The 19,135-nt window shown below is 38.6% G+C and carries 18 protein-coding genes; 10 read left to right on the forward strand and 8 right to left on the reverse strand.

The annotated features are described in order from the left end of the window. Positions 1 to 59 precede the first annotated feature (59 nt). The 5 genes from ABJH98_RS18845 (at position 60) to ABJH98_RS18865 (ending at position 5,151) form a co-directional block, all read left to right on the forward strand. Positions 60 to 638, forward strand: a complete 579-nt coding sequence (locus tag ABJH98_RS18845; protein WP_348309332.1) for a nucleotide exchange factor GrpE — start codon at positions 60 to 62, stop codon at positions 636 to 638. A 2-nt stretch (positions 639 to 640) separates the two neighbouring features. Continuing rightward, positions 641 to 1,774, forward strand: a complete 1,134-nt coding sequence (gene dnaJ, locus ABJH98_RS18850) for a molecular chaperone DnaJ (RefSeq protein WP_348309333.1) — start codon at positions 641 to 643, stop codon at positions 1,772 to 1,774. Positions 1,775 to 1,978: 204 nt separating this feature from the next. Beyond that, positions 1,979 to 2,869 carry a hypothetical protein gene (locus tag ABJH98_RS18855; protein WP_348309334.1) on the forward strand — a complete coding sequence of 297 codons (891 nt, stop codon included), beginning with the start codon at positions 1,979 to 1,981 and terminating at the stop codon, positions 2,867 to 2,869. Between the two features lie 67 nt (positions 2,870 to 2,936). Continuing rightward, positions 2,937 to 3,851, forward strand: coding sequence for an ABC transporter ATP-binding protein (locus ABJH98_RS18860; RefSeq protein ID WP_348309335.1), 915 nt, complete (start codon positions 2,937 to 2,939; stop codon positions 3,849 to 3,851). Beyond that, a complete protein-coding gene (locus ABJH98_RS18865) occupies positions 3,844 to 5,151 on the forward strand; it encodes an ABC transporter permease (protein ID WP_348309336.1) in 1,308 nt (435 codons plus the stop codon). Before ABJH98_RS18860 ends, ABJH98_RS18865 begins: the two co-directional genes overlap by 8 nt. 41 nt (positions 5,152 to 5,192) lie before the next feature. Here ABJH98_RS18865 and ABJH98_RS18870 read toward each other — a convergent pair whose 3' ends face one another. Then, positions 5,193 to 5,690 carry an NUMOD4 domain-containing protein gene (locus ABJH98_RS18870; protein ID WP_348309337.1) on the reverse strand — a complete coding sequence of 166 codons (498 nt, stop codon included), beginning with the start codon at positions 5,688 to 5,690 and terminating at the stop codon, positions 5,193 to 5,195. 170 nt (positions 5,691 to 5,860) lie between these two features. On the opposite strand from ABJH98_RS18870, the gene ABJH98_RS18875 reads away from it, so the two are divergent. Both ABJH98_RS18875 and ABJH98_RS18880 read left to right on the forward strand, forming a co-directional pair. Next, a complete protein-coding gene (locus tag ABJH98_RS18875; RefSeq protein ID WP_348309338.1) occupies positions 5,861 to 7,531 on the forward strand; it encodes a formate--tetrahydrofolate ligase in 1,671 nt (556 codons plus the stop codon). Between the two features lie 139 nt (positions 7,532 to 7,670). After that, positions 7,671 to 7,976 carry a DUF4286 family protein gene (locus ABJH98_RS18880; RefSeq protein WP_348309339.1) on the forward strand — a complete coding sequence of 102 codons (306 nt, stop codon included), beginning with the start codon at positions 7,671 to 7,673 and terminating at the stop codon, positions 7,974 to 7,976. A 40-nt stretch (positions 7,977 to 8,016) separates the two neighbouring features. Here ABJH98_RS18880 and ABJH98_RS18885 read toward each other — a convergent pair whose 3' ends face one another. Beyond that, positions 8,017 to 8,463, reverse strand: coding sequence for a GNAT family N-acetyltransferase (locus tag ABJH98_RS18885; RefSeq protein WP_348309340.1), 447 nt, complete (start codon positions 8,461 to 8,463; stop codon positions 8,017 to 8,019). Between the two features lie 18 nt (positions 8,464 to 8,481). Continuing rightward, complete coding sequence (gene serS, locus ABJH98_RS18890; protein ID WP_348309341.1) at positions 8,482 to 9,756, reverse strand: serine--tRNA ligase; 1,275 nt, start codon at positions 9,754 to 9,756, stop codon at positions 8,482 to 8,484. A gap of 300 nt (positions 9,757 to 10,056) precedes the next feature. Between serS and rho the strand changes: the two genes are divergently transcribed. After that, positions 10,057 to 11,676 carry a transcription termination factor Rho gene (gene rho, locus ABJH98_RS18895; protein WP_348309342.1) on the forward strand — a complete coding sequence of 540 codons (1,620 nt, stop codon included), beginning with the start codon at positions 10,057 to 10,059 and terminating at the stop codon, positions 11,674 to 11,676. Positions 11,677 to 11,950: 274 nt separating this feature from the next. After that, positions 11,951 to 12,697 carry a hypothetical protein gene (locus ABJH98_RS18900; protein ID WP_348309343.1) on the forward strand — a complete coding sequence of 249 codons (747 nt, stop codon included), beginning with the start codon at positions 11,951 to 11,953 and terminating at the stop codon, positions 12,695 to 12,697. Positions 12,698 to 12,755: 58 nt separating this feature from the next. On the opposite strand, the gene recG is transcribed toward ABJH98_RS18900, so the two are convergent. The 5 genes from recG to mutY are packed head-to-tail and all read right to left on the reverse strand — an operon-like array spanning position 12,756 to position 18,344. Then, on the reverse strand, positions 12,756 to 14,852 hold the full coding sequence (recG, locus tag ABJH98_RS18905) for an ATP-dependent DNA helicase RecG (protein WP_348309344.1): 2,097 nt from the start codon (positions 14,850 to 14,852) through the stop codon (positions 12,756 to 12,758). Positions 14,853 to 14,861: 9 nt separating this feature from the next. Next, entirely contained in the window at positions 14,862 to 15,434 is a 573-nt protein-coding gene (gene gldD, locus ABJH98_RS18910) for a gliding motility lipoprotein GldD (protein WP_348309345.1), read from the reverse strand. Further along, complete coding sequence (gene gldE / locus ABJH98_RS18915; RefSeq protein WP_348309346.1) at positions 15,434 to 16,756, reverse strand: gliding motility-associated protein GldE; 1,323 nt, start codon at positions 16,754 to 16,756, stop codon at positions 15,434 to 15,436. The genes gldD and gldE overlap by 1 nt, the downstream gene beginning before the upstream one ends. A 22-nt stretch (positions 16,757 to 16,778) precedes the next feature. After that, on the reverse strand, positions 16,779 to 17,225 hold the full coding sequence (locus tag ABJH98_RS18920) for a single-stranded DNA-binding protein (protein ID WP_348309347.1): 447 nt from the start codon (positions 17,223 to 17,225) through the stop codon (positions 16,779 to 16,781). Between the two features lie 36 nt (positions 17,226 to 17,261). Next, on the reverse strand, positions 17,262 to 18,344 hold the full coding sequence (gene mutY, locus ABJH98_RS18925; protein WP_348309348.1) for an A/G-specific adenine glycosylase: 1,083 nt from the start codon (positions 18,342 to 18,344) through the stop codon (positions 17,262 to 17,264). A 105-nt stretch (positions 18,345 to 18,449) separates the two neighbouring features. Here mutY and ABJH98_RS18930 point away from each other — a divergent pair, with 105 nt between their 5' ends. Next, positions 18,450 to 18,740: an HU family DNA-binding protein gene (locus tag ABJH98_RS18930; protein WP_348309580.1), complete on the forward strand. Its 291-nt coding sequence runs from the start codon at positions 18,450 to 18,452 to the stop codon at positions 18,738 to 18,740. Positions 18,741 to 19,135: the final 395 nt, after the last annotated feature.

A 19,135-nucleotide genomic window follows, 5' to 3' on the forward strand; every position in this document is an offset into this window, starting at 1 on the left:
CAGATTTTCCCTTGGCAAAGTAATTGCCAAATCAATGACGCATTTAATTGTGAATACTAATGGCGAAAAACAATAAAAAAGCTGACAAGAAGTCGGAAGAGACGGTTGTGGAAGAACCACAGGTGAAGAACGAAGAAACCGTAGAGGAAAAAGAGGAGACCAAGGAAGAACCGCAGGTCGAATTAAGTGCTGAGGAAAAACTTCAAGCAGAGGTAAATGAATCCAAAGACAAATACCTCAGGCTATATTCTGAATTTGAAAATTTCAGAAGAAGGACTTCTAAAGAAAAATTAGAGCTTATCAATTCTGCTAATGAAAGTTTGCTGCAAACTTTATTACCAGTATTGGATGATTTTGAAAGAGCAGAACAGTCAATGACCGATGAAGCAGATGTGAAATCTGTGAAAGAAGGTATTGACTTGATTTACAATAAATTTAAAGGCATCCTTGAGCAAAAAGGAGTGAAAAAAATCGAAGCCGACAAAGGTTCCGAATTTGATGTAGAGTATCACGAAGCCATCACGCAAATACCTGCGCCTGAAGAGAAATTGAAAGGCAAAATTGTAGATGTGGTGGAAAAGGGCTATCTGCTCAATGACAAAGTGATCAGATTTGCGAAAGTGGTAACCGGAGCATAATTATGGCAAAAAGAGATTATTACGAAGTACTGGGAGTATCAAAATCTGCAGCTGCTGATGAGATCAAAAAAGCTTATCGCAAACTAGCAATCAAATACCATCCAGATAAAAATCCAGACGACAAACAAGCTGAAGAAAATTTCAAAGAAGCCGCAGAAGCTTATGAAGTTTTGAGTGATGCTCAAAAAAAACAGCGCTATGACCAATTCGGTCACGCTGGTATGGGTGGAGCAGCTGGCGGCGGCGGATTCGGTGGCGGTGGCATGTCCATGGACGATATCTTCTCTCAATTTGGCGACATCTTTGGTGGCGGCGGAGGTGGTGGAAGTCCATTTGACAGCTTCTTCGGTGGCGGTGGAGGCCGTGGCAGAGCTCGTAAGGGCACCAACCTTCGTATTAAGCTCAAGCTTACCCTCGAAGACATTGCTCACGGTGTAGAAAAGAAAATTAAAGTCAACAGATTAGTAGTAGCAGAAGGAGTTACTTTCAAAACCTGTCAATCTTGTAATGGGAGCGGTCAGGTAAAGAAAGTGGTAAATACAATGCTAGGCCAAATGGTCTCTGCTTCTACTTGTCCTACTTGTAACGGCGCAGGCCAAAGTATCGACAAAAAACCACATGGTGTTGACAATTCTGGATTGACTTATAAAGACGAAGTGATTCCAGTGAAAATTCCAGCTGGCGTAGTAGATGGCATGCAGCTATCCATGTCAGGAAAAGGTAACGAAGCCCCAGGCGGAGGAATGCCTGGAGATCTATTGATCGTAATCGAAGAGCAAGAAGGAGAAGAATTGAAGCGGGAAGGCAACAACATTGTCTATGACTTGTATCTCAATTTTGTTGATGCTGTCTTAGGTACCTCAGTGGAAGTGCCAACGATCGACGGTAAAGTAAAAATCAAAATAGATCAAGGTACGCAAGGAGGTAAAATCTTGAGGTTACGAGGCAAAGGTATCAAGGATATTAATGGCTACGGCAAAGGTGATCAACTGATTCATGTGAACATTTGGACACCGAAAACCTTGTCGAAAGACGAAAAGGAAAAACTGGAAAGCATGAGAGATTCAGACAACTTCACGCCTAACCCAGGCAAAGGAGAGAAAGGCTTCTTTGAGAAAATCAAAGAATTCTTTTAGAATCAATAGATAACGTCATTGTTTCATTGCATCCACGACGGAGAATAAAAAGGACCTCTTACATCGAATAGTAAGAGGTCTTTTTATTGATACATACAAGTCTAAATTTTTGATTTCGACTGATTCATTCTATTTTCGACGATTGAATTGTGATAATCATCGAAGGAATCGAACCAGAATGAGAAAAATTCCGTACGTAGGGACATGTTAAGGGTTTATATTGTTGTACTAGCAACATTGGTATGTGGGATGAAAGGACATTGTCAACTGAAAAAGTTTTATTCAGTGAAGGATGAATCGTCTTTTGATACGGTCGCTTTTTCATTAAAAGCCACCTCAGGCACTTGTTTTATCAATCCATCAGACAACGACGATCCTGTCACCATCTACGGCAACCCCTCCTTTTCTGAAGTAAACCCCACCTTCCATACCGAAATCAACAAAAACCGCAATCAAGTCAACTTATTTCTCGAAGATTACAATCAAAAAGGATTGAGTCAAGCCATTTCTTATAGCATGTTTGGCAACGAAAAGTCGGAAAAGAATTTCTGGAAAGTATTTTTAGCGGATCAAAAAGTCTACGATTTGGATTTAAAATATGGAGTAGGAGATGCGTATGTGAATCTTTCCAATTTGCCTGTGTCGAAATTCAAAATCGAATCTGGAAGTGCCAATGTCAAAATCATGTACGACGACAACTCCATGAATAAGTGTGTGATGGATACTTTCTCTGTAAATGTAGATGTGGGCAATTTGATGACTAAAAATGTAAACAAATCCAAAGCTAAAGTAGTAATAGCGGACGTAGGGTTCGGAACTGCGGTATTAGATTTCAGCGAAGGAGTCACCGAGTATTGTAAAGTTAATGTAAGCGTCGGGGCAGGTAAATTAAAAATTATTGTCCCCGAAAACGACTACCCTGCGATCATCTATTTCAAAAGTTCGCCTCTTTGTAACATCTCACTTAGCCAGGCATTCGAAGAAGTTTCCGACAATGTTTATGTGAATCGAAGTTATTCCGCCAGCGCCAAAAACTTGATGGAATTCAATGTAGATGTCGCTTTAGGCAATATCATATTTGAATACGTGAAGTAATTTTCTCCCTTCTGTAATATTTGAATGTCTTTTGCTACCTATGTAGCAAATCAAAAATCAATCGACTTTGAACTTAGTAAAAATCAATGGAGTCTCTAAATCTTATGGAGACCACCAAGCGCTAGATCACATCGAATTTGGCATTCCTGAAAATAGTGTTTTTGGTCTTTTAGGACCTAACGGAGCAGGTAAAACCACGTTGATACGAATTATAACTCAAATCATCATGCCAGACAGTGGGCAGGTGCTTTTCAAAGAAGCTCCAATGCTTGCCGAGGATGTAAGGAAAATCGGCTATTTACCCGAAGAACGAGGACTTTATAAAAAAATGAAAGTCTCGGATCAATTGATCTTTTTGGCTCGTCTGAAAGGAATGAGTAGACCAGATGCTGTAGCTTCTATCAAGCACTGGATGGAAAAACTGGACATAATGGATTGGCACAATAAGAATGTAGAAGACCTATCTAAAGGAATGCAGCAAAAGATTCAATTCATCGCCACAGTGGTTCACAGCCCATCACTGATTATTTTAGATGAACCTTTTTCTGGTTTTGACCCGGTCAACGCTAATTTGATTAAAGATGAAATTTTGGAGCTAAAAGAGAAAGGAGCAACCATTATCTTCTCAACCCATAGAATGGAATCTGTAGAAGAGTTATGTGATCAAATTACGCTAATCCACCATTCTAAAATATTGATCAATGGAGCCAAAAAGGACATCAAAAATCAATACCGAGACCATACCTTTATAGCTGAATACGAAGGAGAGATTCCAATTTCTGATAATGGATTTGAAGTGTTGCATACCAAAACCATGGATGATAATATAATTAGATCAGAAGTGAAAATAGGAGCAACTCACTCGGTAAATGATCTGGTTGATTTCATTACTTCAAAAACAAAGATTGTTTCCATCAACGAAAAAATTCCTTCTATCAATGACATTTTTATATCCACTGTAAAGCCAACTAATCATGAATAAGATCGGACTTATCATAGCACGCGAATACATCGCCAGAGTAAAAAAGAAGTCATTTATTATCATGACTATTTTAGGCCCTATTCTATTTGCAGGGATGATGGCAATCGTCATTTGGTCTGCTACCAGAGAGGGTGATCAAAAGCTCATTCAGGTGATAGACGAATCAGGCTTTTTTGAAAATCAGATAGAAAACACAGAGACGATCACGTATCAGTTTATTCAAGCTGATGTAGAAGAGACCAAGCAATCTCTACTCACCAGTGATGCGATTTTTGGACTGCTGCATATCCCAAAATTAGATTTGGATAAACCAGATGGTATTAAATTTTATTCAACTCAAAGTCCCGGGATAGCTGTAGAAGGTGGAATCGAAAAAAGAATAAAAGGCATTATTGAAGATGAAAAACTGGCGAACTCTGGCTTGGATCAAGAACTCATTGACAATCTCAGAGCTAAAGTAGATATTCAAACCATTAATTTATCTGACACAGGAGATGAAAGTGAAAGTAACTCAGGAATCGCATTTGGCGTAGGCTACGTGTCTTCATTTCTCCTTTATATGTTCATTTTCATTTACGGCATGCAAATCATGCGTGGCGTAACACAGGAAAAAACAAGTAGAATCATTGAAGTAATGATCGCCTCAGTTAGACCCTTTCAGCTGATGATGGGTAAAATTATTGGTATTGCAGCAGTTGGGCTCACTCAGTTTGTTTTGTGGGCGGTAATGACCACTGCACTGACTTCAGTGACCTCCTCGTTGATCATGGATCAACAGACTGCCACGGAACAAATGGTAAGTCAAGCCGGAGTAGACGCAGAGCAAATAGAGGCGCAAAACAAAGCTTTTGATATCATGAGCATCACGGATCAAATTGATATTCCTGTCATTCTTGTAAGCTTCTTAATTTATTTCTTAGGAGGATATTTATTGTATGGAGCCTTGTTGGCTGCTATTGGTTCAGCAGTGGATAGTGAAGCAGATTCTCAACAGTTCATGTTGCCTATCACATTGCCTTTGATATTTTCAATGATGATGATTTCTATAGTCATACAAGAACCTCATGGTACTATGGCATTCTGGCTGTCTATCATACCCTTTACCTCTCCAGTGATTATGATGATGCGTTTGCCATTTGATGTGCCCCTGTGGGAGTTGGCCTTGTCTGTTTCACTACTCATTGCAGGCTTCTGCGCTACTACCTGGATGGCTGGAAGAATTTATCGCATTGGCATATTTATGCATGGCACTAAGGTGAATTATAAAACCTTAGCCAAATGGTTTGTGATGAAAATATAACAAAAAAGGGCAGCTAGAGCTGCCCTTTTTACTTATCCGTACTAGGCCATAATTTTTCTAGGTCTCCCTTTAAATATCGTTCCTGCTTTGAAACCATTTTCATACTTTTCCTTGCGGGTTCTCCAAACCTTGAAATTGTTTTTGTTTCCTACTTCAAACTGAAACGCCATGTGCTCAGATGGAGATACCCATTCCAAGTTTGAACTATTATTGTTTTTAGGATCGTTGTCCAAATGCACAATCATAGTGTAGTCTTCAGGCAAGATATTGATGCAAAAAGCGGAAGCCACTTCACGATGAGGGTATACGGTTTTCCTTTTCCTATCATCATTTAGCAGATCCATAAAATAGCATTTGCAGGTTTTGTTCCAGCGCTGCTTCATTACTTTTTCCTTGAGCGTAATATCTTTATTCGACCCAGCGTGGAATGTCTTTCGTGCTTTCCTTCGTATCCTACCTAAGTTTGATACTTCATAATTGGAATAACCTTCAATAGTTTTCCAAACTTCTTCCATTCGTTCGATCTTGTGCGCTTCCATGATGTGGTGGGTTTAAGATTTACTTGAGTAAATGTAAAACCCGCAAATACCAATTGTAAAAAAGTTCGATGAACCTCTGGAAAATAATGATAACTTGGTTTAATGATAAGACAAAGCATTTTTGAAAATGACGATTCTGCCTTTATCCTGATTAAAAAACAACATTACCTATGAATTCTGATTTAGAAATCTCTAAGAAAGCTACCCTTTTGCCAATTGTAGATATTGGTAAGAAACTTAATATCAATTCTGAAGATTTGATCCCATACGGAAAAACAAAAGCAAAAATTCCGTTGACTTACATTGACAAAGAAAAGTACAGTAAAAACAATCTAATCTTAGTTTCGGCCATTTCCCCAACGCCTGCTGGTGAAGGAAAAACTACCATGTCGATCGGTTTGACTGAAGCGCTCAACAAAATTGGAAAGAAAACCACTGTTGTTCTTAGAGAACCATCGCTAGGTCCAGTCTTCGGCATCAAAGGCGGTGCTACTGGGGGTGGATACTCTCAAGTGCTTCCTATGGAAGACATCAACCTTCATTTTACAGGGGATTTCTCTGCTATTGAGAAGTCCAACAATCTTTTAGCCGCACTTATTGACAACAACATTCAGAACAAAGCCAATTCTCTGGGTATAGACCCTAGAACAGTGACTTGGAAACGTGTCATGGATATGAATGATCGTTCCTTGAGAGACGTTATAGTGGGCTTAGGCGGCACCACTTCTGGTGTACCTCGCGAAACAGGTTTTGATATTACCGCTGCTTCCGAGATCATGGCCATCCTTTGTTTGGCCGAAAATTTCTCAGACCTTAAGAAAAGACTCGGAAATATTTTCATAGGCTTTACTTACAACAAAGAGCCTATTTATGCCCGTGATCTAAAAGCACATGGCGCCATGGCTGCATTGCTCAAAGATGCCATCATGCCCAATTTAGTGCAAACTATGGAAGGCAATCCAGCCATCATACATGGTGGCCCTTTTGCCAATATCGCTCAAGGCACTAATTCTATTATCGCAACTAAGACTGGATTGTCTTTATCAGATTATGTGGTGACAGAAGCGGGTTTCGGGTTTGACCTCGGAGCAGAAAAATTCTTTGATATCAAATGTGTATCAGGTGGGCTTTCGCCAAAAGCCGTTGTTTTGGTAGCCACTGTCAGAGCACTCAAATATCATGGAGGTGTAGCTGTCGCTGATTTGCAACAAGAAAATCTCCAGGCTCTAGAAAAAGGACTGGCCAATCTGGAGAAGCATATAGAAAATATTGGTCTGTTCAACATTCTGCCTGTCGTGGCCATCAACAAATTCACGTCAGACACTGAAGCAGAAATAAAACTTATAAGAACGCGATGTGAAAAATTGGGCGTAAAAGTAGAGTTAGCGGATGTTTGGGCCAAAGGTGGTGAAGGAGCCATTGAATTGGCTAAAGATGTAGTAGCTACCGTGGAAGCCAACCATGTAAAATTCACACCCATGTATGATTGGTCCCTACCAGTTGAAGAGAAAATCGACATCATCGCCAAAAAAATCTACGGTGCTAAGGCCATAGACTACACAGCAAAAGCAAAAGCAAACCTCAGAAAAATTGAGAGACTTGGGTTGTCTGGTTTGCCCATTTGCATCGCAAAAACTCAAAAGTCTTTATCAGATAATCCTGCCCTTTTGGGAAGACCAAAGGATTTTATAGTGACCGTCCGTGAGATTGAAATTGCCGCTGGCGCTGGGTTCTTAGTGCCCATCACTGGAGATATTATGCGTATGCCGGGACTACCAGCATATCCTGCTTCTGAGAAAATTGACATTACGGATGAAGGGACAATTGAGGGGTTGTTTTAAAAAATAAACTCTTCAAAAGTTAGAACTTTGGAAGAGTTTATTTTCTCTCAGAGTCACCAAAAAGGGACTCTGAGCATGTAGTCTCAGAGTTCTCTTCGAGTAACTCTGAGAGCATGTGATTTCTACCTAACTTTGCCTCATGATTTTATACAACGTTACCGTAAGCCTAGACGAAAACATTGAAGCTGATTGGCTCACTTGGATGAAAGACGATCACATACCTAAAGTGATGGACACTGGGATGTTTGTGGATCGAAAAATCTTCAAGCTACTTTCTCATGAACAAGAAGGTGCTATCACCTATGCCATCCAATATTTTGCAGACAGCATCAGTCACATAAATGAATATCAGGAGAATCATGCGGAAGCTTTACAAGCTGAGCATACAGAGAAATTTAAAGACAAATTTGTAGCCTTTCGAACTATGCTTGAGCATGTGGACTAGCACTTATTTCAGGTGACTCTGAAAGGGCAAGACTTCTGAATTAATCAAAATCAATGTGGCAGTTGAGCCACTCTTCGTCGAAAGAAGTATTGTACTTTTTGTAGAAATTGATCGCTAGTTCGTTCCAGTCCAGCACCTGCCACATCATACCGCTGGCACCTTCTTCTTTTCCAAAATCGAGCATTTTGTCAAAAAGTATTTTGCCTCCTCCTTTGCCTCTTAGTGCCTCAGTCACGATCAAATCCTCGAGATACAATCTTTTGCCTTTCCAGGTAGAATAGCGCCAGTAGTACACAGCCGCCCCTACTACTTCTCCATCCAACTCGATCACCCAAAACCCAAATACAGGAGAAGGTCCGAAACCTTCTTCTTTCATTCGTTCGATGGTATTGGATACCTGATCTTCACCTTTTTCATAAATGGCAAGCTCCATGATTAGCTCATGAAGCCTTGGTAGATCAGCTTCAGTTCCCTTTCTTAGATTCATGCCTATTGTTCGTATATCCTACGAAATAGTTTCGAATCCAGTATACTGATGCAAAGCTCCTGGGATTTTAATACCCTCTGGAGTTTGTCCATTTTCTAGTATTGCCGCTATTATTCTAGGCAAAGCCAAAGCGCTACCATTCAATGTATGAAGCAAATGTTTGTTGTTTTCAGCGTCTCTATATCTCAACTTCAAGCGATTCGACTGATAGGCCTTGAAATTACTCACTGAACTCACTTCCAACCATCTTTTCTGCGCAGCAGAATACACTTCAAAATCATAAGTGATATTTGCAGTAAAGCCAAGATCACCTGCACAAAGCTTTAATATTCTGTATGGCAGTTCCAGCTTTTTCAAAAGCCCTTCTACATGATCTCTCATTTCCATCAGAGTCTCAAAAGATTTGTCTGGGTGCTGTACTTGTACGATTTCAACTTTATCGAATTGGTGCAATCTATTCAGTCCTCTCACATGTGCTCCCCAAGAACCCGCTTCTCTCCTGAAGCAAGGAGTAAAACCGACATTTTTAATCGGCAGGTCTTTTTCATCAATGATCACATCTCTATAAAGATTTGTGATAGGCACCTCAGCAGTTGGGATCAGATACAAGTCAGAGTCCGTGATCTGATACATCTGACCTTCTTTGTCTGGTAGTTGTCCAGTTCCACGACCTGAAGCTTCATTGATTACCACCGGTGGTTGCACCTCATCGTAACCTTGTTGATTCGCTTCATCTAGAAAGAAATTGACTAAAGCACGTTGCAATCGTGCGCCTTTACCTTTGTATACTGGAAAACCAGCTCCGGTAATTTTCACACCTAGGTCAAAGTCGATAATATCATAATCCTTGATCAAGTCCCAGTGAGGTAGAGCATCGTCTCCCATTTCTGGAATCTTATCAACGGTATAAAGCACCTCATTGTCTTCTTCACTATTGCCAGTAGGAACTTCTTTATTTGGAATATTAGGAATTTGATACAAGCGATCCTCAAGCAATTGCCTGGTTTCTTCCAATACCTGTCCTAATTCTTTAGTCTGAGCTTTTAGTTCTGAAGTTTTATTTTTTGCTTCATTGGCCTCATCCTGCTTACCTTCTTTCATCAACAATCCAATCGACTTAGAGATTTTGTTGGACTCAGCTAACAATTCATCGAGCTGTGTTTGCGTATTTTTTCTTTTCTCATCCAACGCTAGAACTTCTTCCAATAGTGCCTCAGCATCTGATATGCCTCTTTTTTCTAGCCCTGCGATGAATTCCAGCTTGTTTTCTCTAATGTCTGAAACGATTAACATAAGGTTCTCAATTTTTTTGAATGGCAAATTTATATGATCATCTGACACGTACGCTATAGATGCTTAAAGAATCAGGGAATAAAAATGTACTTTTCGAGCAATTAGAGGCAATACAAATATTTTTGAGTAAATTTGTGTTATAATAATTGTTGTCATATAATTGTGGCACTTATATGCATTTGGGCTTAGATAGCTAACCAGTTAATCACAATAGGCCAATCTTCATTACTATAATATTTCAAAAATATTTCATTTCAAGACGCTTATATCATTAAGCACAATTTCTACTAATTAATTATCATGTATAAAATTGAAGAATTGAATGACAGACTGCTATCTGAGCTTAAAGAAATTGCTGAGAGTCTGGGCATCAAAAACTACAAGAAAGCTGCGAAGAAGGATCTGATATACAAAATTCTAGACGAGCAAGCGATCAACCCTAAGCCAGCGGCTGATAGAAAAGCCGAAGAGCAAAAGAAAGATCAGCCTGCTGAAAAAGCAGAAAACAAAAAAGAGTCTAAACCAGATAAGAAAAAATCTAAGTCTTCTGACGATTTGTTGAGCGACTTTAATCTGGAAGCTGATTCAAAGTCCAAAAAACCAGAAGGTAAAGACAGAGCTGAAAAATCTGACAAACCTAAAGGCGAAAAGAAAGAGGATGCTAAAGCTGAATCTAAGGACAGAGCGCCTAAAGATAAAGAGGAAAGAAAAGACCGTGGCGATCGCAATGATCGAGGAGAAAGAAGGGACAGAAGACCTGATCATAAGTCTAAGAGAGCTGAGTACAACGAAAAAGTAAAAGAATTTGATGGTGTCATCGAAAATGGCGGCGTATTGGAAATCATGCAAGATGGTTATGGCTTCCTAAGGTCTGGTGATTACAATTACCTAGCTAGCCCAGATGATATTTATGTATCTCCTTCTCAGATCAAATTGTTTGGTTTGAAAACAGGTGATTCCGTACTTGGACAAATTAGACCTCCAAAAGACGGCGAAAAATACTTCGCTCTACTGAGAGTTAGTTCTGTAAATGGGAAAACTACGGAAGAGATTAGAGACAGGGTTCCTTTTGAATATCTGACTCCACTTTTTCCAGAAGAAAAATTAAACTTGAGCTACAAGCCTAGCGATTACTCTACTAGAGTAATGGACATGTTCTCTCCGATTGGAAAAGGACAAAGAGGTATGATCGTAGCTCAGCCAAAAACAGGTAAAACTGTTTTGCTTAAAAATGTAGCGAACGCAATTGCTGAAAATCACCCTGAAGTTTATCTAATGATCCTATTGATCGATGAAAGACCTGAGGAAGTAACTGACATGGCAAGAAGCGTAAAAGCTGAAGTCATCGCTTCTACTTTTGATGAGCAAGCTGAAAGACACGTAAAAGTGGCCAACATTGTTCTTGAGAAAGCAAAAAGAATGGTGGAATGTGGGCACGATGTAGTGATCCTTTTGGATTCAATCACAAGATTGGCAAGAGCTCACAATACAGTGGTACCATCTAGTGGAAAGATTCTTTCTGGTGGTGTGGACGCCAACGCCTTGCACAAACCAAAAAGATTCTTTGGAGCGGCTAGAAATGTAGAAAATGGTGGTTCATTGACTATCCTTGCTACGGCCTTGATCGAGACTGGTTCTAAAATGGATGAAGTCATCTTTGAAGAATTCAAAGGAACTGGTAACATGGAACTTCAATTGGACAGAAAACTTTCCAACAAGCGAGTATACCCTGCTATCGATATTCCTGCTTCTGGTACTCGAAGAGAAGATTTGCTCATCGACAAAGAAGAATTGGCTCGAATCTGGATTTTGAGAAAATTCATGGACGACATGAATTCAAACGAAGCGATGGAATTCTTGCTTGGCAAAATGAAAGGAACAAGAAACAACCAAGAATTTTTGGTTTCTATGAACGGCTAAAACCGTTAGACAAAATACACGAAAAAGCCATTCCGAAAATTCGGAATGGCTTTTTGCATTTTATTCAGTCCCAATTAGAATATTCCAACATGAATGTCCGTATATTAATCGTTTGAACTCATTGTTTTTTTTTATAAATTTAATTCCGCTTAACTCCTACAGAAGTTCATTTTATCTATATTTGGAAATAAGCTCGACCAACTGATGGCAAGTTGCATTTGTTGAAAATAACGGCAGACAATATTAGAATCCACTTTACTAAAAGCTTAACGCTATGAATAAAATTGATCAAGGCCTTCTAGATACCTGGAATCTATACGGAAATTATGTTTCGTATGCGATTGCAGCTGTCGGTTTATTGATCCTTGTCGGTCATCTATTCAAATTGATGATCACCAAAGACCATAAAGAAAAGTATGACTACATCAACATGTATGAAATCAACTTACTATGGTATAGTGCACTGTTGATCATCATCGCTTTGGCTGTCTATGCCAATACTTTAGTTGCAGAATCTGGCATGATGTGGTTCTTTGTACGCCTTTTTGTAAGTACCATGTTCGCCATCATTGCAGGTGTAATCGTTCAAAATATTTTAAAATTCTACTACCCATTCTACATCGAAAAGAGATTGAAACTTCTAAGATTCTCTCCTAGAATTTCACCAGAAGGGCGTAAGATGAAATTATTGAGTGAAGAGGAAGAAGATGTGTACTTGGATGAAGGGATGCAAGCTGAGGAAGATGCATTTTCGGTTGACTACGATGTTTGGATCGATGAAGAATCGGGATACACTAAAATCGAAAAGTACAACGGCCGTCTGCATGCTTTGAAATGCAACGAGTGTAACTACCAGACCTTGAGAGTCAATAAAGAGGAAGTTGTTCGATCAGCCACCGCTGACGAGGACGGTGAACTAGTAAAATCCTTCACTTGTGGATATTGTGGTCACAAGGAGAAAAAATCATACACCATTGCTCGATTAAAAGCACCTACTGAAGAAGCAGGTTCGGGCTCTTAAAGTCATTGTAAAATGAGATTGAAACCATTCAGATAGCTTCTGGATGGTTTTTTTATTTCTAAGAAATAGTACTCCACTTTAAGGTAGCCATCTGATTCTTTTTTAGGTGACGAGACATACGGGAATATTCAGGATTACTCAACTCTGGGTCCTTTTCAATAATACTTTCAGCCATAGATCTGGCTCGTTTCAGTAGTTCACCATCTGTGGTGAGATCTGCTACTTTCAGATCCAATAACCCACTTTGTTGTGTTCCCATCAAGTCACCTGGGCCTCTCAACTCCAAGTCTTTTTCGGCTATTTCAAAGCCATCTGTTGTTGCTACCATACAACCAATACGTGCTCTTGCTTCTTTCGATATTTTATTTTTTGCCATCAAGATACAGTACGATTGATCCGCTCCACGGCCTACTCTTCCCCTAAGCTGGTGTAGTTGAGACAAGCCGAACCTTTCAGCATTTTCAATTACCATCACTGAAGCATTGGGGACGTTTATACCCACCTCAATAACTGTAGTTGCAACCATAATTTTTGTTTCGCCACGAGCAAAACGATCCATTTCATAATCTTTATCCTTTGCCTTCATTCTTCCATGAAGGATGCTTAATGGAACTCTAGGAAATGCTCTGGCAATACTTTCATAACCATCCATCAAATCCTTGTAGTCTAATGTACTAGACTCCTCAATTAAAGGATAAACAATATAAACTTGCCTTCCCAAATCAACTTCTCGCTGAATAAATCCAAAGAGTTTTAATCTCGAAGAGTCATAGAGGTGGGATGTTTTAATCGGCTTTCTACCTTTAGGCAATTCTCGAATAGTAGAAACTTCCAAATCTCCATAGAGTGTCATGGCCAATGTACGTGGAATAGGAGTAGCCGTCATAACCAAAACATGCGGATATACATGTTTGTTTTTCTGCCATAGCTTGGCGCGTTGTGCTACTCCAAATCTATGCTGTTCATCAATAACTGCCAGGCCAAGACGATTAAACTGCACATCGTTTTCAATCAATGCATGCGTGCCTACCAGAATATTCATTTCGCCCGAAGCCAGTTCTTCCAAATATTTTTTTCGACTACTTTTTTTTGTCGAACCCGTAATCAGCCGAATGTTAAGCCCAAGCTTATGGCAATACTCGGCAAGACCCTGAAAATGCTGGATAGCCAGTATTTCAGTAGGAGCCATTATAGTGGTTTGGAATCCACTTCCTATGGCTATCAGCATACAAACAAATGCTGTAATGGTCTTGCCACTCCCTACATCTCCTTGCAACAATCGATTCATTTGATAGCCAGAATGTAAATCTGTATATATCTCTTTGATCACCTGTTTTTGAGACTTTGTCAGTTCAAAAGGAATGTGATTTTCATAAAATTCATGAACCAAATGACTCTTTTGGAAAATGATCCCCTTATGTACTTCCTTTTGGTCAGACTTTTCTCTGAATATTTTTAATTGTATAAAAAACAGTTCATCAAACTTGAGTCGTTCTAATGCCTGATTCTTAGCTTGAATGTCCGTAGGGAAATGAATGCTTCTTAAAGCCGTATTCAAATCAACCAATCCGAATTCCTTTCGTACGATTTCGTCAACCGTTTCAATCACATTAAAGCCTTTGGATTTTATGAGCTCTAGTTGAAGCTTAGCAATGGCTTTGCTGTCAACAAATTTTCTTTTGAGCTTCTCAGTTGTCGCATAAACAGGGATCATTGTCTTTTTACCTGTTTCATTCGAAGGCGTTAGGACTTCTATTTCAGGATGGCTAATTGAAAATTTAGTTTGAAATAGTGATGGTTTGCCATATACGATATATGGTACTCCAGGCTTCAACTTACTTTTCATCCATTTCACCCCTTTGAACCAAACCAATTCGATATGCCCTGTGGAGTCTTTGAGTATAGCAGTAAGTCTTTGTTTTTTTGCAGTACCGACCGTTTCCACGCGATCAATTAAGCCTTTGATTTGAACGTTTTCGGCATTAATATCGATCTGATTGATAGTATGAAATTGCGAACGGTCTTCATACCTGAAAGGGAAATGATAAATCAGATCAGCGAAAGTGAGAATACCGAGTTCTTCTTTAAGCTGCTTAGCTTTTGTAGGGCCAACCCCTTTTAGAAACTCTATTTTTGTATCCATAAAGCCCGACATGCCAATGGATTATTGATCCCACGTAAGTGTATTGAGCATATGCAACATGTCCATCTTCACATAATTGATTACAGGGCGAAGTGAATCATTTTGAGTTGCTGTTTTGAAATAAAGTGCACAACGTAAAAAGTGATTAGTCGAATCTGTAACATGAAATTGAAACTGAGTTGGGACTTCACCAGAAAGCTCCATCACCGTGGCTTTAATTCCATTGTTTAGCGTGATGATGCTTTCATCTATTGCATACGCTTTTACTTTGTGTTCGGAAGTCAGCCTATACGAATCCATTAAAAATTCTTCTAATCGATTTCTATCATTTTGGACTGGTTTATACGTCACTTGAATATTCGCACCCAAATTTTCGTAATAAAGATCAAACCAATATCTTTCTGCAATCCAAGAACTGTCCTTCAAAATCGTAGCTTGTTTTGAATATTCCATTTGAAATGGAAAGGAGTCAGGTAAAATTTGATATTCTACTGGTTTTAGATCCACCCTATTAAACCCTTTCGGTTTGGGATTGTAATTATTACTTCCGCATCCCACAACCACCAACAATAAAACTACAGCCCAACCTCTCATCATCTCGTAATATGCACCCTTACTTTCTTAATTCGTTTATCATTTACCGCTACAGTAGTGAATTGGAATTTTTCAAATATGATTTTCTCCCCTGCATTTGGTAGCATGGAATTGATCTCTAATAAGAGCCCGCCAAGGGACTCACTTTCCCCTTTCACATTGTCAAAACTCTTATGATCTACACCAGCCAATTTGCAAAAATCCATCAGTGATGTCTTTCCTTCAAAAATGAAAGTGTTGTTATCTAATTTACTATACGCTACATCGGAGTCTTCATCGAATTCATCGTTGATTTCTCCTACAATTTCTTCAATCACATCTTCCATTGTGATCAAACCAGAAGTTCCTCCATATTCGTCCACTACGATGGCAATATGAATTCTTTTTTCCTGAAAATCTTTGAACAAGGTGTCTATCTTTTTGGTTTCAGGCACAAAAAAACCAGGTCTCAACAGCTCTTGCCATTTAAAATGGTCCTCTTCACTTACATGTGGCAATAAATCTTTGATATAAAGTATGCCTTCTATTTTGTCTATGGTTTCCTTAAAAACTGGAATTCTTGAATAACCAGTTTTATTTATTTGATTCATCAATTCATGGAAATCTGTTTCCAGATCAATGGCCGTGATATCCATTCGTGATTTCATCACTTGTTTAACGGATAAGGTTCCAAAGTTTACAATTCCTTTCAGAATACCTTTTTCCTCTTCAGTGGTTTCATCTTCTGCCGCCAAATCGAGTGCTTGGTTCAAATCATCGACTGACACGCGATACCCTTTTCTTTCGATCCGACGCTCAATGACATTACTTACTTTTATAAGTAACCATGCCAATGGATGGAAAATTTTAAAAGAAAGTGAAAGCAAGGTGGCAGTACGCTTAGCAAATGCCATATTATTTTGATTGGCATACACCTTTGGTACAATTTCTCCTAAAAAAACCATCAAAAACGTAATGACTACTGTTAAAGTCAGAATAATAGCACCACCTGAAAGTACATCACCTAATAAAGCTGCCGTCACATACGTGGACAGCATGACTATCGAAATATTGATAAAATTATTCAAAATTAGGATAGTAGCAAGCAGTTGTTTGGGATGGCCCAACAATCGCCCTATTTTCTTTCTAGCTTTCGTTTGGGCCTGTTCAGTATCTAGAAGTTGATCATGTGACAATGAAAAATAGGCCACTTCAGAACCAGAAACTAACGCGGATCCTAAAAACAAAAGACCAATACCGATTAGGCTAAAAACCAATAGATAAATTTCACTGCTGGTCAGTAAGGCTGTCAATACAAAATTTCCCGGAAGTGGGTCGTCCATTAGTGTATATTACAATTTTTGATTAGAACGGTAAATCATCGATTTCGTTGGATTCTTCAACAGGGGCAGAATCATTAGAAGCTTGGCTACTGCTAGAACTGTTGTCCGCAGCAGGGACCCCACCACCTTCAGGTCTGGAAGGTCCTCCCAACAAGGTCATTTCGCGACCTACCACTTCAGTGATATATTTAGTCACTCCCTCTTTGTCTTCATAAGAGCGGGAAGTCAATTTTCCTTCAATATAAACTTGGTTTCCTTTGTTTAAATATTTTTCTGCTATTTCAGCCAATGGAGTCCACAACACAACATTGTGCCACTCTGTATTTGTTACTTTTTCTCCTTGTTTGTTCTTATAGGTCTCGCTAGTGGCTATAGAAAAATTCGCTACAGCCCTGCCGTTTTCCAAATGTCTTACTTCTGGATCTTTACCCAAATTCCCTAAAAGGATCACTTTATTTACTCCTGCCATTTTTTATTGTTATTAAGGTTGATTCTAATATTGAATTTACTGACAAAACTCCTTATTCAAAAACAATTCAATCGGTTTTGGAACAGCATAATCGCCTAACGCATTTACAGAAACCGTACTCATCAACTTTTCATTTCTTATTTCCTCAAATGCTTGTTCCGAATTCAACTCAAATACTCCAAACTGTATATGCAATTTTTGATGCGTCAACTGATGAATTATTTCATTCGTTGAATACAGCAGTTTTGCATTTTCAAAGTTACTGATTTTTAGACTCTTTTCGCTCTCATACAAATCGAATTCATATAGTCCAGCCCAAATATCCCCAGAAGTGCGTTGACGAATCAATATTTGGTTTTTGTACCTTAAAACATGATAATTGAAATACCTATGTTTAATCTTAATGTTTTTTGATTTCACAGGAAGTGCATCTATCATATCACGTTGATGAGCATAACACAGATTAGAAAATATGCAATCCTCACAATTTGGAGATTTTGGAACACATACAGTAGCTCCAAACTCCATCATCGCTTGATTAAAATTGCCAGGCTCATGTTCAGGAATATGCTGTAATCCTTTATCAAAGAAAATTTTGAAGCTACTTGCTTTAGCTATATCATCAGAAATTCCAAAAAATCTTGAGGTCAATCTGAAAACATTTCCATCAATAGTAGGAACTGCTTCATTGAAACAAATAGAAGCAATTGCAGCGGCTGTGTATTTTCCAATACCTTTTAAATTTTGTAGTTCCTGATAGTTATTCGGAAAATGGCCATCATATTTTTCAATGATCATAGCTGCACATTCGTGCATATTTCTGGCTCTAGAATAATACCCCAACCCTTGCCAAATTTTAAGAATTTCGTCGAGATCTGCTTGAGCGAAATCTTCAATGGTTTCAAATTCTTCAGTAAATTTCAAATAATAAGGAAGGCCCTGATTCACGCGCGTTTGTTGCAAAATAATCTCTGACAACCAAATCTTGAATGGGTCTCTGGTCTCTCGCCAAGGTAAGTTTCGTTTGTGTATATGATACCATTCCAGTAGTTGAGTTGAAAACCAATCTTTTTTTGAATGTTGCTGATCTGCCTTTAAAGGCTTATTAATATTTCTCAATAAATGATTTTTTGTGTTTATTTGCCCTCTGAAATCGCTGAATTTCAGGCAACTAAATTACTTTGTAATTTATTTATCTTATTATTTATACCTAAAAAATTAGAGGTGACAAAGGCAGATGTGATCAACGAGATAGCAGAAAAGACAGGAATTGACCGATTAGACGTTCAGGCATCAGTAGAAGCTTTTTTTTCTGTTGTGAAAAATTCTATGGCGGACGGAGAAAATATTTATGTACGCGGATTTGGTAGTTTCATAAATAAAAAGCGCGCCAAGAAAATTGCAAGAAATATCTCAAAAAATACCGCCATCATCATTGATGAGCATTATATCCCTAGCTTCAAGCCTTCTAAGGTATTTATTGAAAAGATAAAAACCAGTAAGAAAATCAGTTGATAATCTGTGCTTTTGCTGACTCGAAGCGGTTGCTGAATTAATACAATTTTAGCTTCCAAGAATCACAATCAAGCGATTTGAAATTATTTCTTTTTAAGATTAAAAAAAGTGCTATCTTTGCGCACTATTTGGGAAGGTGCTGTTCTTAATTATTTCAAAATCAGCATCGTAGTACCTGAGTAAAGAATTTAAGAGTTGCCATGGTTAGTGAATCATAAAAGGCAATTTGAAAATATAAGGAATGCCGAGATGACAAGATTTTCTTAATCATCAGAGCAAAGAAATTAAACGAATTTAGAACATTTAAAGAATTTAGATTATGCCTTGCGGTAAGAAAAGAAAAAGACATAAGATATCTACTCACAAAAGAAAAAAGAGGCTAAGAAAGAACCGAC

This window comes from Reichenbachiella sp., from assembly GCF_039969095.1.
GTDB lineage: Bacteria > Bacteroidota > Bacteroidia > Cytophagales > Cyclobacteriaceae > Reichenbachiella.

Coding starts and splice junctions, on each gene's coding strand:
- ABJH98_RS18845 (WP_348309332.1), top strand. CDS start 60: ATGGCGAAAAACAATAAAAAAGCTGACAAGAAGTCGGAAGAGACGGTT.
- dnaJ (WP_348309333.1), top strand. CDS start 641: ATGGCAAAAAGAGATTATTACGAAGTACTGGGAGTATCAAAATCTGCA.
- ABJH98_RS18855 (WP_348309334.1), top strand. CDS start 1,979: ATGTTAAGGGTTTATATTGTTGTACTAGCAACATTGGTATGTGGGATG.
- ABJH98_RS18865 (WP_348309336.1), top strand. CDS start 3,844: ATGAATAAGATCGGACTTATCATAGCACGCGAATACATCGCCAGAGTA.
- ABJH98_RS18870 (WP_348309337.1), bottom strand. CDS start 5,690: ATGGAAGCGCACAAGATCGAACGAATGGAAGAAGTTTGGAAAACTATT.
- ABJH98_RS18875 (WP_348309338.1), top strand. CDS start 5,861: ATGAATTCTGATTTAGAAATCTCTAAGAAAGCTACCCTTTTGCCAATT.
- ABJH98_RS18880 (WP_348309339.1), top strand. CDS start 7,671: ATGATTTTATACAACGTTACCGTAAGCCTAGACGAAAACATTGAAGCT.
- ABJH98_RS18885 (WP_348309340.1), bottom strand. CDS start 8,463: ATGAATCTAAGAAAGGGAACTGAAGCTGATCTACCAAGGCTTCATGAG.
- serS (WP_348309341.1), bottom strand. CDS start 9,756: ATGTTAATCGTTTCAGACATTAGAGAAAACAAGCTGGAATTCATCGCA.
- rho (WP_348309342.1), top strand. CDS start 10,057: ATGTATAAAATTGAAGAATTGAATGACAGACTGCTATCTGAGCTTAAA.
- ABJH98_RS18900 (WP_348309343.1), top strand. CDS start 11,951: ATGAATAAAATTGATCAAGGCCTTCTAGATACCTGGAATCTATACGGA.
- recG (WP_348309344.1), bottom strand. CDS start 14,852: ATGTCGGGCTTTATGGATACAAAAATAGAGTTTCTAAAAGGGGTTGGC.
- gldD (WP_348309345.1), bottom strand. CDS start 15,434: ATGAGAGGTTGGGCTGTAGTTTTATTGTTGGTGGTTGTGGGATGCGGA.
- gldE (WP_348309346.1), bottom strand. CDS start 16,756: ATGGACGACCCACTTCCGGGAAATTTTGTATTGACAGCCTTACTGACC.
- ABJH98_RS18920 (WP_348309347.1), bottom strand. CDS start 17,225: ATGGCAGGAGTAAATAAAGTGATCCTTTTAGGGAATTTGGGTAAAGAT.